Origin of the sequence: Virgibacillus natechei, from assembly GCF_026013645.1 — a bacterium.
Taxonomy (GTDB): domain Bacteria; phylum Bacillota; class Bacilli; order Bacillales; family Amphibacillaceae; genus Virgibacillus_L; species Virgibacillus_L natechei.
In genome coordinates this window covers 639,676-654,999 of record NZ_CP110224.1, presented here as the reverse complement: position 1 = coordinate 654,999, position 15,324 = coordinate 639,676, and the positions used below count along the sequence as shown (strand labels likewise).

The 15,324-nt window shown below is 39.1% G+C and carries 15 protein-coding genes and 1 pseudogene; 10 read left to right on the top strand and 6 right to left on the bottom strand.

The annotated features are described in order from the left end of the window. Nucleotides 1-45 precede the first annotated feature (45 nt). A complete protein-coding gene (locus OLD84_RS03670) occupies nucleotides 46-1,113 on the top strand; it encodes an NAD(P)H-dependent flavin oxidoreductase (protein WP_209461769.1) in 1,068 nt (355 codons plus the stop codon). 478 nt (nucleotides 1,114-1,591) lie between these two features. Then, nucleotides 1,592-2,044 (top strand): annotated as a pseudogene (locus tag OLD84_RS03665) (OsmC family protein). A 106-nt stretch (nucleotides 2,045-2,150) separates the two neighbouring features. On the opposite strand, the gene OLD84_RS03660 reads toward OLD84_RS03665, so the two are convergent. From OLD84_RS03660 to OLD84_RS03650, 3 genes are read right to left on the bottom strand one after another with little or no spacing between them, the layout of a single operon-like run. Continuing rightward, nucleotides 2,151-3,128: a Gfo/Idh/MocA family protein gene (locus OLD84_RS03660; RefSeq protein WP_209461768.1), complete on the bottom strand. Its 978-nt coding sequence runs from the start codon at nucleotides 3,126-3,128 to the stop codon at nucleotides 2,151-2,153. 2 nt (nucleotides 3,129-3,130) lie between these two features. Continuing rightward, on the bottom strand, nucleotides 3,131-3,295 hold the full coding sequence (gene ytzI, locus OLD84_RS03655; protein WP_209461767.1) for a YtzI protein: 165 nt from the start codon (nucleotides 3,293-3,295) through the stop codon (nucleotides 3,131-3,133). A 33-nt stretch (nucleotides 3,296-3,328) separates the two neighbouring features. Then, nucleotides 3,329-4,243: a ketopantoate reductase family protein gene (locus OLD84_RS03650; RefSeq protein WP_209461766.1), complete on the bottom strand. Its 915-nt coding sequence runs from the start codon at nucleotides 4,241-4,243 to the stop codon at nucleotides 3,329-3,331. Between the two features lie 418 nt (nucleotides 4,244-4,661). On the opposite strand from OLD84_RS03650, the gene ehuB reads away from it, so the two are divergent. From ehuB to ehuA, 4 genes are all read left to right on the top strand, one after another. Beyond that, a complete protein-coding gene (ehuB, locus tag OLD84_RS03645) occupies nucleotides 4,662-5,615 on the top strand; it encodes an ectoine/hydroxyectoine ABC transporter substrate-binding protein EhuB (RefSeq protein ID WP_209461765.1) in 954 nt (317 codons plus the stop codon). Nucleotides 5,616-5,730: 115 nt separating this feature from the next. Then, complete coding sequence (gene ehuC, locus OLD84_RS03640) at nucleotides 5,731-6,396, top strand: ectoine/hydroxyectoine ABC transporter permease subunit EhuC (protein ID WP_209461764.1); 666 nt, start codon at nucleotides 5,731-5,733, stop codon at nucleotides 6,394-6,396. Beyond that, nucleotides 6,396-7,115 carry an ectoine/hydroxyectoine ABC transporter permease subunit EhuD gene (ehuD, locus tag OLD84_RS03635; RefSeq protein WP_209461763.1) on the top strand — a complete coding sequence of 240 codons (720 nt, stop codon included), beginning with the start codon at nucleotides 6,396-6,398 and terminating at the stop codon, nucleotides 7,113-7,115. The genes ehuC and ehuD overlap by 1 nt, the downstream gene beginning before the upstream one ends. Continuing rightward, entirely contained in the window at nucleotides 7,115-7,885 is a 771-nt protein-coding gene (ehuA, locus tag OLD84_RS03630; RefSeq protein WP_245301453.1) for an ectoine/hydroxyectoine ABC transporter ATP-binding protein EhuA, read from the top strand. The genes ehuD and ehuA overlap by 1 nt, the downstream gene beginning before the upstream one ends. Before the next feature lie 379 nt (nucleotides 7,886-8,264). Here ehuA and murB read toward each other — a convergent pair whose 3' ends face one another. The 3 genes from murB to OLD84_RS03615 all read right to left on the bottom strand — a co-directional run bounded on the left by murB (nucleotide 8,265) and on the right by OLD84_RS03615 (nucleotide 10,952). Then, nucleotides 8,265-9,164: a UDP-N-acetylmuramate dehydrogenase gene (gene murB, locus OLD84_RS03625; protein ID WP_406724850.1), complete on the bottom strand. Its 900-nt coding sequence runs from the start codon at nucleotides 9,162-9,164 to the stop codon at nucleotides 8,265-8,267. Nucleotides 9,165-9,251: 87 nt separating this feature from the next. After that, the gene (locus tag OLD84_RS03620; RefSeq protein ID WP_209461761.1) at nucleotides 9,252-10,064 is read right to left on the bottom strand and encodes an alpha/beta hydrolase; all 813 of its coding nucleotides are present in this window, start codon (nucleotides 10,062-10,064) and stop codon (nucleotides 9,252-9,254) included. A gap of 90 nt (nucleotides 10,065-10,154) precedes the next feature. Further along, entirely contained in the window at nucleotides 10,155-10,952 is a 798-nt protein-coding gene (locus OLD84_RS03615) for a histidinol-phosphatase HisJ family protein (RefSeq protein WP_209461760.1), read from the bottom strand. A gap of 112 nt (nucleotides 10,953-11,064) precedes the next feature. On the opposite strand from OLD84_RS03615, the gene hisZ reads away from it, so the two are divergent. From hisZ to hisB, 4 genes are all read left to right on the top strand, one after another. After that, a complete protein-coding gene (gene hisZ, locus OLD84_RS03610; RefSeq protein ID WP_209461759.1) occupies nucleotides 11,065-12,315 on the top strand; it encodes an ATP phosphoribosyltransferase regulatory subunit in 1,251 nt (416 codons plus the stop codon). A gap of 506 nt (nucleotides 12,316-12,821) precedes the next feature. Next, nucleotides 12,822-13,451, top strand: a complete 630-nt coding sequence (gene hisG / locus OLD84_RS03605; protein WP_209461758.1) for an ATP phosphoribosyltransferase — start codon at nucleotides 12,822-12,824, stop codon at nucleotides 13,449-13,451. Between the two features lie 6 nt (nucleotides 13,452-13,457). Then, a complete protein-coding gene (gene hisD, locus OLD84_RS03600; RefSeq protein WP_209461757.1) occupies nucleotides 13,458-14,744 on the top strand; it encodes a histidinol dehydrogenase in 1,287 nt (428 codons plus the stop codon). Then, nucleotides 14,737-15,324: an imidazoleglycerol-phosphate dehydratase HisB gene (hisB, locus tag OLD84_RS03595; protein WP_209461756.1), complete on the top strand. Its 588-nt coding sequence runs from the start codon at nucleotides 14,737-14,739 to the stop codon at nucleotides 15,322-15,324. Before hisD ends, hisB begins: the two co-directional genes overlap by 8 nt.

The window sequence follows — 15,324 nt, the reverse complement described above, 5'->3', positions numbered from 1 at the left end:
TTCCTTGAGGTGGCGTAATGTTAAAAAAGGAAGGGTGAACAGAATATGTGGAATGAGAACAAATTTACTCAAGAACTCAACATTCAATATCCAATCATCCAGGCAGGAATGGCGGCCGGTACAACAACACCTGAACTAGTCGCTGCGGTTTCCAATGCAGGGGGACTTGGAACTCTAGGTGCGGGTTATATGAAAGCTGAACCAATGAAAGAAGCTATTAAGAAAATAAAAGAACTAACAGATAAGCCTTTCGGAGTTAATCTCTTCATCCCTGAGATAACCGATGCATCAGAAGAAGAGATTGAAAAAGCCAATGAATTATTGCGTCCGTATCGTGAAGAATTAAAAGTAACGGAACCAGAAATTACAAAACCATCAACCGAGATTTTTGAAAAGCAAATGGAAATTATAATACAAGAAAAAGTGCCCGTTTGCAGCTTTACATTCGGTGTTCCCTCTAAGGAAAAGGTTCACCAATTAAAACAGGAAAACATTGTTGCAATAGGTACTGCAACGACAGTAAAAGAGGCCAATATCAACGAAGAACACGGTATGGATATGGTTGTAATGCAAGGAAGTGAAGCAGGTGGCCATCGTGGTACTTTTTCAGGATCATTTGATAATGCCCTGATTGGGACGATGTCGCTGGTTCCACAGGCTGTGGATCATGTTAACATTCCGGTGATTGCCGCAGGTGGAATCATGGACGGAAGAGGTGTTTTAGCAGCCCTTACCCTAGGGGCTCAAGCCGTTCAAATGGGTACAGCTTTTGTTACTGCTTTGGAAAGTGGGGCGAAAAAACAACATATCGATGCAATTTTGAACAGTACCGAAGATCAATCAGTTATTACATCGGTATTTAGTGGTAAACCGGCAAGGGGTATTCAAAATGAGTTCGTTACGAAAATGACACCTTATGAACAAAGTCTACCAGGGTATCCGATATTAAATACATTAACCAAATCGATTCGTAGTGAGGCAGCTAAGCAGAATCGCCCAGAATGGATTCATCTTTGGAGTGGCCAAACTTCCCGATTAAGCAAAAGACAAACTGTCGGAAAAATGATTTCAGACATTGTTTCTCAAGTTGAGGATATTGAGAAAAATAGATAAAAACAAGTGCATTAATAAATAATGCGTTTATTCCCGGAATATAAAAAAATGTATCTGAATCTTTTTCTTGCACGGGAACATTGTTAATAAGCAGGTGTTTTAACCTGAGGATAAAACTTTCCTGTTTGCCAAAAAAGTTATTTTTCTAATGTATTGACTATTCATCTAATTGTGATATTATATAGAATAATTCCAATAAAAATAATATGAATTAAAATCACTCACTTCTTATCAAGAGGGAAGGACTGACCTTGTGAACTCTCGGTCATAGCTCCATAAAGCATTGCTGAATTACGATACGTAGTCAAAAAGCCTACGATTTGCAGATTGAACCTGGTGCCAAATTCAGAGGAATCAACTGAGATTCCGTAGATGAGAAGGCACTGGCAAAATGAATCTATATTTTGTTAACCCTTCTCTCTACTGAGAAGGGTTTTTAATTTATATAAACAATCAAATGAGGAAGGAGAGATTTTAAATGGGAATTACAACAGTTAGTGCGAAAACGGTTTTAAAAGAAAATGTGTTGGTGGAAGCCGAAGCTAGAGGTCACAAAGTTATAGTAGATGAACCTTAAAGTTTAGGTGGAACAGATAAAGGGATGAATCCAGTAGAGCTGTTACTTTCTTCTTTAGGTGCATGCCAGTCTATCGTTGCTAGAACTTATGCTAAAAAATTTGAGATTGATCTTCAAAACTTTTGGGTCGAATTAGAGGGGGATATTGATCTGGATGGGTTCCTTGGCAAATCGGATGTACGACCAGGTTTTTCCGATATTCGATATACGTTCCATCTTGAAACAGATGCTCCTGAAGAGAAAATACAGGCCTATAAGGAATTTATTGAATCCCATTGCCCTGTTGGGGATACCATTGCAAATCAGGTTAATCTAGTCCCTGCAAAAGTAGTAATAGAAAATCCAGTAAAATAGAATGAATATATAGGCAGACTCACAATAGAAAATGAAAAATAACCATCCTAATGCTAACCAGCTTAAAGGATGGTTATTTTTGTTTTTCCTTTGATATATGCACCCGTTACTCTCCAGGAAATAATATACCCTGTTTCTTCCTTGCCTTTTCCAGTCCACTCACAACGTGGCGGCTTCTTTCCAATAACCAATCATGATACGCATTATCATTCTCTTCAATCATTTTCACAAATGCCTCTACCTCATATACCATATCCAAATCAGACTGCGGCTTTGCGAGTTCCTGCGTTTCCTTCGATTTTAGGTCATACAATTCCAACGATTGAATTGGAGCAAGATGATCCATGGTTAATGTTCCCTTCTCTCCATGAATTTCGGAAGAGATTGTCCCTTGAGCTATTTTCGAACACATAATGGTTACATTAAAATCCTCATATGTGACAATTAATGTCCCACTTCCGTCAATTCCATTTGATAATAATACAGGAAAATAATCAACCTCTTTTGGTTCTCCAAATAAATCAACTGCCATACTTAGTGGATAAACGCCTAAATCCATTAATGCGCCACCAGCAAATTCCTTGGATAGTATATTTGGAACATTTCCTTGTTTATACATATCATAGCGTGAAGAGTATTGAATGTACTGTAACAACACACTACGAACCTGTCCAACTTGCGGTAATGCATCTTTTAAAGTTTGATAATTAGGCGTGAATAAGTGTCTATATCCTTCAAAAATAAAAACGCCCTGCTTTTTGGCTTGAATCGTTACTACATTTAATTGTTCTTCCGTAATTGCCATCGGTTTCTCACAGAAAACATGTTTCTTATTTTCAATACATTTTAATATATGCTCAACATGCATGCTATTAGGTGACGCAATATAAATGAATTCCGTATCTTCCTCCAACATTAAATCCAAATCTGTATACCAGTTATCTGCCTGGTTTTTATCAGCAAACTCCTTAGCTGTTTCTTCTGAACGTGAATAAATAGAGGAAAGACTTGCTTTACCTGAATGTTTTGCAGCTTTAATGAATGATTCAGTTATCCAGCTTGTTCCAATGGTTGAAAACTTCAAATCTATTGCACCTCTTTCTCCTCCGAATTTTGTTCTTGAACCTCTTCATCTGGAAGTGGGTCAACCGAATGTTTATAAGCATACCCTTTTGAAATCGTAACCAATGATAGAATCAAAACGAATGCCACAACTAGTATAGAAATAATCGCTACAACATATATTGCCATTTCATACCCTCTCTTTTTCCTTAATAGTGCTCTTTATCCATTTTCAAATGGTTTTATTATTCCATAGATTGTTTGTGTATACGGCAGGTCTATTCCCGCTTTTTCAGCTAGCCGAATGGCGCCCCCATGTAGGTGTTCCACTTCAAGCGTTGTGTCCTTACGTCGATCCTGATGCATGGAAGAAGTGGCTTCCTTACTCAAACGCCATAATTTAGTCTTAGCAGTCTCTAGATCAGCTTCACTTACTTGCACACCATAAGCATTTGCTAGCATTTTCATCTCCCTTAAAACCTTTTCAGCGACATAGAACGTTTCCTTATTCGCTCTAATCGGTCCAATTGGTAGGTTCGTAGCAGTAGTAATACCGGAAAGAGCATTGATAAACATATACTTGTTCCAAAGTTCTAAAGAAATAGAATCACTGCGCGTAGCATGCATATTTGCTTTTTGGGAAATCTCTTCAAATTTAGTACAAATGGTTGATTGTGTCGGTTCTAATTCACCAATAATCAGATCATGAAAATCACTAGAATGGATGACATGTCCTTCATCATTTAAAGTTGCCATAATAAACGAAAGGCCGCCAATCACGGAATCACTACCTAGATGAATCTTCAAGGTTTCTATATGCTCGATACCATTCAATACAGGTAGAACATAAGCCCCTTTTTCGGTTAATACCTTCAAATTGTCCAGCGTTGCAGGTAGATGATAGCCTTTTACACTTATAAGAACAAGATCAACATCTCGAGCATCATTCGGATCTGTAATAACTCTTGGATTTATTATTTCATAATCTCCTTTTGCACTCCAAATATATAGACCATTTTTTTGTATTTGCTGTGCTCTTCCTTCTCGCACCAAAAAGGTTACGTCTTCACCCGCTTCCTCCAAACGTGCTCCGACATAAGTTCCTAAAGCTCCAGCCCCAAAAACAACAATATGCATATATCCCTTCCCCCCACCACATTTAATTACCTCTATGGTACCTTTTTCACTTATGTGTTGTCCATAACAGTAAACCTAAATTAATTTATTGTAATTTTTAAAATAATATAGCGCGTATAGGCAAATATCGGGTATATAAAAGAAATACGCACCAAATCGTAGTATCTCTTGGTAAATCATAGCCAAACTTTATTCACAGATATTTTTGCCGTTATATTACAAATAATCTAAAAATACTGCGTTTGAATGAATTTAAATTTACCTATAACATTGTACTATGATTGTTTGAAAGATAATTCCCCAGTTATCTTGCAATTTTTTTTCGAGTTTCATAGGTGATTTCTACCTAGTAGAATAGTCACTTTTTTCTGCAACATAGTTTAAAGATTTTTAATTTATAAAGGGAGGTCATTTAGAAATGAGAAAATTATTACTTACTTTAGTATTATTGCTAGCCGTTGTCATGCTAGCTGCTTGCGGGGGATCTGATGAAGAAACAGGCGGCGAAAATGGGGATAATGGAAATGGCGGAGATAATGCTGATACAGAAGAAAGTGGAGAAAGTTCAGATGGGGAAGATCGACTAGCAGAATTACAGGAAGCAGGTACGGTAACAGTTGGTTTTGCAAATGAAGAACCGTACGGATATCAAGGAGACGATGGGGAACTAAAAGGGGCAGCGGTTGATATAGCAGAAGCCGTTTTTGCTGAGCTTGGCGTTGATGAAATGGATTCCCAACTACAGGATTTCAGCCAATTAATCCCTGGACTAAATGCAGGACAATATGATCTTGTTACTGCAGGGATGGCAATCACACCGGATCGTTGTGAAAATGCAATATTTGCTGAGCCGGAAATGGTATACGGCGAGGGGGTTGTCGTTCAGGCAGGAAACCCGTTAGGTATAGAAAGCTATGAGGATATTGCTAATAATCCTGATATTAGGGTTTCGGTAATGTCTGGCGCGACAGAAATTGGCTATTTAGAAACAACAGGTGTAAGTGATGATCAAGTAACAAATGCCCCAGATATTCCAGCAACATTTTCTGCTGTTCAAGCAGATAGGGCTGACGTTACAACAGCAACAGAAATGACACTTCGACTAGCAATGGAAACTTCTGATGAATCAGAACTTGAATTCGTAGAGAACTTTGAACAGCCAGATATTGAGGGTGTGCCAAGCTATGGAGCACCAGCTTTTCATCCAGATAATGCCGATCTTCGTGATGCATACAATGAAGCGCTTGAAGGATTAAAAGAAGATGGTACAGTAGCTGATCTGTTAGAGGCGAATGGGTTTGACCCAGAAAGTAATTTCGTAGCTGCAGGAGAAGTTACTGCAGAATCAGTATGTAGCGGGGAAAATTACTAATAAGTTACTCCATAGGGTCTGGCTCCTCGGCCAAGGGGAGCTGACCCTATGTTTTTTTATAGCTGGCTTCGTGGCATATTTTTAAAGTTAAGTTAATCAATCATATAAAGGAGTGATGACAATTAATGCGATAATTGAGATATTCCCAGTGTTAATGCAAGGAATTACGATTACGATTACGGTACTTCTTGCTTCTGCCTTTTTTGGGTATTCGATGGCATTTATTTCCGGATTATGCCGCCTTTCAAATAATATTGTACTTCGTAAATTCACCGGTTTTTATGTAGAAGTATTCCGCGGTACTTCTTTAATCGTTCAATTATTTTGGTTATATTACGCAATCCCGATACTTTTTGGAATTGAACTTGGCAGTAATTGGTGGGCAGGTGTCATTGCCATCGCCTTAAACTATGGTGCATACATGTCTGAAGTTGTACGCGGGTCGATTCTTTCCGTAGCTAACGGACAAAAAGAAGCTGCCACAGCACTTAATATGTCAGGTTTTCAACGGATGCGCCTTGTTATTTTGCCGCAAGCCGTACGTATGATGTTACCCGAATTCGGTAATTACCTTATCCAAATGTTAAAAGCTACATCACTCGTATCGTTAATTGGTATGACAGATATATTATATTATGGAGATATATTAAGAAGCAACGATTTGTCACAGGCACCAGTTGTGTATCTGTTAGTGCTCGTATTCTACTTTATTATGGCACTTCCATTAATATGGTTAACCCGTAAAATGGAGCAAATTTCCAAGAAAGGGGTGGCTAGTTAATGAATAACAATAGCTGGAGCTGGGAAACATTCTTTGACGCCTTCCCTATCGTTATTCAAGGTATTGGAATAACGTTAGGCTTAACAATCGCGTGTTACTTATTCGCATTACTATTTGGTTTTGTATGGACACTTTTAAGAAGAGTACCAAATAAACCCTTTCATTGGGTTGTTACATGGATAATGGAATTTATTCGTTCCACTCCACCACTTGTTCAATTATTCTTTATTTATTATGCATGGCCAATGATCCCTGTTATTGGGGTAACCTTAAGTCCGTTTACAAGTGCTGTATTAGGTCTTGGTATACATTTTAGTACGTATATTGGAGAGGTTTATCGTTCAGGCATTGACAGTGTCGACAAAGGCCAATGGGAAGCTTCCCGTGCATTAAATTTTTCAACAAGACAAAAATGGACTAGAATTGTATTACCGCAAGCGATACCGCCGACTGTACCAATGCTTGGAAATTACTTGATTATCATGTTTAAGGAAGTTCCACTGGCATCTACAATTGGTGTAGTAGGTATCCTGCAAATGGCTAACAATTACGGGGCACAGCATTGGACTTATATTGAGCCATTAACGATTGTGGCAATTCTATTCCTAGTAATGAGTTATCCATCTGCTATTCTAATTAGAAAGTTAGAGAATAAAGTTAATGGAAACTTTAACAAAAAATCAGCGTTAAGCACCATGGAAAAAGGGGGAGCGGCCTAATGTTAGAACCTATTGTACAATTTAAAGATATTCACAAATCATTTGGCGATGTTAAAGTTTTAACAGGAATTGACCTGGATATTAAACCAGCTGAAAAAGTTGCTGTTATCGGACCAAGTGGTTCTGGTAAGACGACAATTATTCGCATGTTAATGACATTGGAAACACCTACATCTGGTGACATCATCGTCGATGGAGTTAACCTTTGGAAAATGGAAAAGAAAGGCAAAACGGTTCAAGCGAATGAAAAACATCTAAGAGAAGTACGTGACGAAATAGGGATGGTCTTCCAACACTTTAACCTGTTCCCGCATATGTCAATTTTAAAAAACTGTATGTCAGCACTAATCCATGTTCGGAAAGTGGATAAAGAAGAAGCACAGAAGCGATCCACCGAAATGCTGGAAAAAGTAGGACTCGGAGATAAGCTGGAGATGTTCCCAAGTCAACTCTCCGGTGGACAGAAACAGCGTGTAGCAATGGCAAGAGCACTGGTTATGCGTCCAAAAGTCATGTTATTCGATGAGGTAACTTCAGCACTTGACCCTGAATTAGTAGGAGAAGTTCTTGAAGTAATCCGCGATCTTGCTAATGAAGGTGAAATGGCAATGATCCTCGTTACACACGAAATGGAATTTGCACTTGATATTGCCGATAAAGTCTTATTCCTGGATGACGGAGTTATTGCTGAGCAAGGCCCTCCAAGCCAGGTGCTTGAACACTCTACGAACGAGCGACTGCAAAGTTTCTTGCATCGTTTCAGAAGATAAAAAAATGTCCTTCGCCAGTTTTGGCGGTGGACAATTTTTTGTTGAGCAAAAGGAAGCGGCGGGTTATCGATTCTTCCGCGATGATGCTTGTTGGTTCAGTGCTCGACCTTGGGGTGCTGGTGCTCGAGCGAGCGGGAGATTGTTCATTCGAGCGACGAGAGCTCTTACTCGAGCGGGAGAGAGTCTCAATCGAGCGGCACTGATGCTCTCGCTCGACCTCGGGATGCCGGCGCTCGACCTCGGGATGCTGGTGCTCGAGCGAGCGGGAGATTGTTCATTCGAGCGACGAGAGCTCTCGTTTGTCCCGCCCTACGCTCCAACTGCAATAAAAAGCTGCAGACATCCTCTCTCCAGGTGTCTGCAGCTTTTATTTTTATAGTTACAGATCTTCTCCGATAATCTTCACTTCGCGTTCGAGGTTGACACCAAATTTTGTTTTAACTGTATCTTGCACATGGTGAATCAAATCAATATACTCTTTGGCGGAGGCATCGCTTCTATTCACAATAAAGCCTGCGTGTTTCAGCGATACTTGAGCGCCTCCGATTTGCTCTCCCTGCAATTCACTGTCCTGAATCAATTTCCCGGCAAAGTACCCTGGTGGGCGTTTAAATACACTACCACAGGATGGATATTCCAACGGTTGTTTCGATTCACGTTTATAGGTTAGGTCATCCATCGTGGCTTTTATTGCATCGTATTTTCCTTCTTTTAAAGAAAACGTAGCTTCTAAAACGATATATCCATTATCAGGAATATTACTCTTGCGATATTCCAAGTCTAGTTCATCAGCGTTCAGATTTAGCAGATTCCCTTCTCGATCAACCACAATTGTACTTTCAAGAACATCCTTAACTTCCCCTCCGTATGCTCCTGCATTCATAAATAATGCTCCACCTACGGAACCTGGAATGCCACAAGCAAACTCTAATCCAGCGAGATGCTTACCTAAAGCTTCCCGAGAAACATCAATTATTCTTGCCCCACTTTGCGCGACCATAATGGTGCCATCTGTTTTAATCGACGTTAATTTCTGCAGGTTCATAACAATTCCGCGAATACCGCCATCTTTTACAATTAAATTAGATCCATTGCCCAGTAACGTAAAATCAATTGCTTCACGATTTGCGAGCTTCACGATTTCCTGTACTTGTTCATAGGTTTCCGGTGTTACTAAAAAATCCGCCTTGCCACCAAGATGGGTATACGTATGGTTTCTCAAGTGTTCATTCACCATCACATTTTTCTTTGATGTTATATTTATTAATTTTTCTTTCATATGATGATAATTTACCACTACTATCATTCCTTTAAATTTATTACATTCTTCGATAATTGCATCACGGTTCACTTGTACTATTGTAGTTTATGCTAGCTCATCTTGCCACAGAAAAGCGTAAATTAATTTATCTACTCGTCGATTCTCATGTAATGCACTATGCCCAAGTTTCTTATTTTCAATCATTACTTCCTCTAATTGCTCATTCGGTATGATAGATCGTAATGCCTGCACACTTTCGGGCACCGCAATCCCATCTCCCGTGCTACCAATACTGAGTACCTCAATATTTTCTGGTATGGTTCGGTCATGCAATAAGTCAAGTGCTCGTGATCCTGGCTTTAAATCTTTTGCTCCTGCATCCCGATGAACTTTAAAATAATCTTTGCTGTAAATACCGTCAACAGGACTTCCAATCGTTATTAGTTTATGAACATTTGGATAGGACTCTTCGTTAAAGTTCTGTACGTATTTTAGCGAAACGATTCCACCCATCGAATGGCCAACAAGATTAATTAATTCCACCTCATATTTTTCTTTCATATGATACAAGGCATTCGATAACCACTCGGTACTATCTTTAAAACTGGCACGATTATCTTCAAGAACCACCTGAACAAACATAGGTTCACCGTTTCCTTTACTAAGGTTATATTCTTGAACTTTCCCTTCGGCGGAAACATGATATACCAACCCTTTATTTCCCCAATTATAAATGTTTTCGAATCGTTTCAGCATGAAGCCGAAAGAATTTGATGTTCCTTTATAACCATGAACAAAGACAGTTGGCGGGCCATTGTAATGCTCAGATTTCGCTTTATTCGGTGTATATAAAATGGCTACGACACCGATTATCATAATCAAAGATGATGTAATGCTTATCATGTATTTTTTCTTCAAGAACGTTCCCTCATTTACTTGCAATGTTAATTAGCATATTGTTTCCATTATAGCATTTTAACCCTCGCTTAGATACGAACATTCTATGAATTATTTTAGATTTTGAATCAAATGAAATTCAGGCTTCCGGTCTGAGAATGTAGTTACATAATCAAAACCAATAGACTGAAGGCTCTCCAAGGTATCCTTATAGTGGTATGCAAGGGTTGAGTCGACATGTGAATCTGATCCAATCGTTATGATTTCTCCACCACATTCTTTGTATAATTTCACTATATCTATACTGGGCATAGCGCTTTTCATACCATGCCTAACACCAGATGTATTCCATTCAATCCCCTTCCCTTGAGGAATAATTTCCTTGAAAATTTCGGTGAGAATATCATGAAAATCCTTGGAACTCTTCTCCTTTGTGTAACGTTTAACCAAATCCACATGTCCTAGAACATCAAAGTCTTTATAGTTCTTTACACAATATAAAAGCTCCTCATAGTATAGTTGAAAAGCCTCGTCGATTGTATAGTTTTTGTAAAAATTACCAGAATGTAAATCCTTTTTCTCTGTTGTATGCATCGAACAAATCACAAAATCAAATACCTCTTTTTGCATCAGCGATTCATACCTGCTCAATAAATGTGGCTGTACACCTATTTCAATTCCTTTTTTTATTCGCACCTGTTCCCCGTAAGCTTCTTGCATTTCTTTTATTTTTTTATCGTACCTATCCAAATTGAATTCGAATACAATAGACTCATCCGGATACTCGTAATCTATATGCTCGGTAAAACAAAGTTCCTCTACCCCTATTTTCATCGCTTGCTCAATCGTCTTCTCCATTGGTGTCTCACAATCTGCTGAAAAATCACTATGAATATGATAATCAAACATTATTAAATCTCCCCTTCTAAGTTGACATTTATTATTATACTTATTAGAATACTATATAACTTTACTTAAATAAAGCGATAAAGTGATAAAGTGAATCGGAAGGAGATTTTACGTGCAACCATATATAATTGATAACAGCCAAGATACTAGTGTTGAAGATTTTCAAGTAAGAGATAACCTTGTACGCACATTAAAAAATCGCTTTACTACTTACGGCTATAAACAAATACAGACGTCTACTTTTGAATCGTATGATTTGTATTCCAGCATCTCCGGTACGGTAAATAAAGATGAAATGATAAAAGTTGTAGATACATCTGGGAAAGTGATGGTACTTCGGCCTGATGTGACCATTCCGATAAGTAGAATGACTGCATTAAACAAACAAAGCAGATCCACCAATAACACGCGTGTTTTTTATGTAATGGATGTATTTCGACAAGCATTTGAACAAGAAGACCAAAAAGAAAAAACACAAGCCGGTATTGAATATTTCGGCGAAAACACGCCACAAAGCAACGCAGAAGTACTCATGCTCGCGATCCACACATTGAAAGACTTAGGTTTTTCAAATTTTAAAATAGAAATTGGCCATGCGGGCTTATTTAAAGAACTCGTTAAACAAGCACTCATACAACCAGAGGAATTGGACGTCCTCCTTTCCCTTATACAATCAAAAAACACAGCAGAAATAGAACCATTTCTCAAAAATTTAGCTATCGATACGGATTTACAAGAAGCTATACAGGCCATTCCATTAATGTACGGTGATCCCTTAAATGTAATTCAGCAGGCGAAGAAAATTATTCGCAATGAAGAAATGCAAGCCATCCTGCAAAACTTGATCGACGTATATGATGTACTGAAGGATTTCCAAGCAGAAGATTCTGTCGTTTTCAACCTTGGATTAATTAATAATATGAATTATTACTCTGGAATTATTTTTCAAGGATTTGTTGATAACATTGGCAAGCCCATCTTAATGGGCGGACGATACGATAATTTAAGTGATCAATACAACGAACAGATACCAGCGATTGGTTTTGCCTTTGAAATTGAGCTTCTATTACATGCGCTAAGCCAGCAAGGGTTAGCACAGCGTAAGCAACCGTCTGTAGATATGGTTATCTATTATGAGCTAACTAGACAAAAGGATGCCTTATATGCTGCCTATCGATTACGCGAAGCGGGATATCAGATCGTAACATTCCCAACTAGCACGATTCACCCTGAGGACACACGCTCTTTATTCACTGTACGTTATGAAGCGAAGCAGCAGGTCGTTTATCAGAATCAAGAAGTACCATTCGTTGACGTGGAAGAACTAATTGACCTACTTCAAGAGGAAAGGCTCTTATCATAATTATTGTTGCTTTTAAATCTTCGAAGTTGATGTAAAAGACGACGCAGTGACAATTCCTTCGTAAACGCTGGTTGAGAGCAGGGATTCGCTACGGAAACACATTTCGCTTTCCGCGGGCGGCTGGTGAGCCTCCTCGTGCTACGCACTGTGGGGTCTCACCGAGGCCTTTCCTCCCGCAGGAGTCTTCATGTGTTTCCTCCGCTGGGTGTTCCGTTACTGCCGCTAAATTGCATTAGTAATCAATACTCAAAACATCCAACCGCCTCACCAGTTCGAGTGAGCGAAGGGCGGTGACTCCTGCGGGAATAGCACGAGTCTGAAGACCCCGCAGAGTGGTTTTCTCGAGGAGGCTGAGGCCGTGCCCGCGGAAAGCATCCGCCCAGAGCGATCCCGAACGGCTATTATAGCAAATACTTATAGCAAACAGTAATTACGTCGTCTTTTATAGATTTTGTGTCAAAAAACAATCTTTTAGAAAACAGTTAAAGGAAAAGAGGGATCTCTAATTGGATTATATTACACTCGCATTGGCAAAAGGCCGAACGGCCAAAGACACATTCAAACTTTTAGAAACAGCTGGTATTTACTTTAACGATTTTCACGAGAAAAGCAGAAAATTGGTCTTTTATAATGATGATCAAAGCCTAAAATTAATTTTTGTTAAAGCTGTTGATGTACCGACATACGTTGAAAAAGGGGCGGCGGATATTGGTATTGTTGGGAAAGACAACATTTTAGAAGCACAGGCTGACGTATATGAAATGCTCGATTTAAAACTAGGGAAATGTAAATTTGTTGTTGCTGGTAAATACCCGGAATCGGATCCGGAAAAGAAGCGGAACCTGACGATCGCATCAAAATACCCTACTATTGCCAAAAAACACTTTGAAAAAAAAGGAACCTCCATTGAAACCGTAAAATTAAATGGGGCCGTTGAACTCGCTCCACTTATTGGCTTATCCGATATGATTGTCGATATCGTTGAAACAGGAAACACAATCGACGAAAATGGGTTAACGATTTTCGAAGAGATAGAGTCTATTAGCACGAGATTAATTGTAAATAAAGCTAGCTTTGCGACTAAATCTGCTTCTATAAACCTTTTTATAAATAATTTAAAATCTGCCTTGGAGTGATAAGCAATGAAAACTATAACAGCTGAGCAATTTCGATCAGAAAAAAGGAACAGCACATCCAACCAATCGGATAATGAAGCAATTGATCAAGCCGTATTAGAGATCTTAAAACAGGTCATGAAAAATGGTGACAAAGCTCTATTTCACTACACTGAAAAATTTGATGGTGTAACATTGGATGAATTCGTTGTTTCCGAACAGGAATTTGTCGAGGCCAGAGAAATGGTTTCCTCCGATTTCCTAACGTCTATTCAACAAGCAAAAACAAACATTACGACCTTTCACCAGGCACAAGTGGAACATTCCTGGTTTATGGACAAAGAACCTGGGATTGTTCTCGGTCAAAAGGTCACGCCTTTAGAAAAAGTAGGTATCTATATTCCAGGTGGAAAAGCTGCTTATCCATCATCCGTTTTAATGAATGTCATACCTGCAAAATTAGCTGGTGTGGAAAATATTCAAATCGTTACCCCGCCACAGTCTGATGGAACCATTAATCCATATGTACTTGTTGCAGCTGAAGAGTCTGGGGTTGACACCATTTATAAACTGGGCGGGGCTCAAGCTATCGCTGCACTTGCCTATGGAACAGAAACAGTTGAAAAAGTCGCTAAAATTGTCGGACCAGGCAACGCTTATGTCGCTCGAGCGAAAAAATGGGTGTACGGGGATGTAGCTATTGACATGATTGCTGGCCCAAGTGAAATATGCGTGGTAGCAGACGAAACCGCTCCAATAAGTTATATTGCTGCTGATTTATTATCCCAAGCGGAACATGATGAATCTGCAACTGCTATTTGTGTAACTACAAGTAATACCTTGGCAGAAAAATTAACGATAGAGGTAGAAAAACAAACAGCGTCACTCGATAGAAAAGCAATTATTCAACGTTCTTTGAGTCAAAATGGAAAAATTATTATTGCTAACGATCTGAAGGATGCGTTTAACATCGTTAACGAATTGGCGCCAGAACACCTGGAATTGATGATTCAAAACCCATCTGAAAGCCTACAATACATCAAGAATGCCGGTGCTATTTTCTTAGGAAACTATTCCCCCGAGCCATTGGGTGATTATTTTGCAGGTCCTAACCATACATTGCCTACAAGTAGCACAGCTCGATTTGCATCACCACTTGGCGTCTATGATTTTGTTAAAAGATCTAGTGTTATCCAGTATTCACAAGCTGCACTGCTTACAAATGCAGAGCCTATTAAAACATTAGCAAACACAGAAGGATTAACAGCACATGCGAATGCCATTCAAATAAGAAAGGAGAAACCCGATGCGTAATTATAAGATTAATAGAGAAACCAGTGAGACAGCAATTGACTTAGATTTTACAATCGATGGGACAGGGAATGCCTCTATGGATACAGGTGTAGGATTTCTCGATCATATGCTAACCCTAATGACCAAGCATGGCTTATTTGATCTTCAGGTACGCTGCAAAGGTGACCTTCACGTGGATCAGCATCATTCTGTAGAAGATATCGGCATTGCGTTGGGTCAAGCCTTTCATCAGGCCTTAGGCAACAAGGAAGGCATCACACGTTATGCAACCGTCACGTCACCAATGGATGAAGCATTATCAACCCTATCTTTAGATATCAGTGGCAGGTCCTATCTTGTCTATAACGTCGAGGGGTTAAAGGATAAAGTTGGAAATTTTGATACCGAATTAATCGAAGAATTTTTCTTAGGGTTTGTCCGACATGCTAATGTAACGCTTCACATCAATCTTGCTTACGGGAAAAATACACACCATATCATTGAATCTATTTTCAAAGGATTCGGTCGAGCACTTGATCAAGCAAGCGAGAATAATCCACGTATCGATGGGAAGATCCCTTCAACAAAAGGGTCTCTCTAA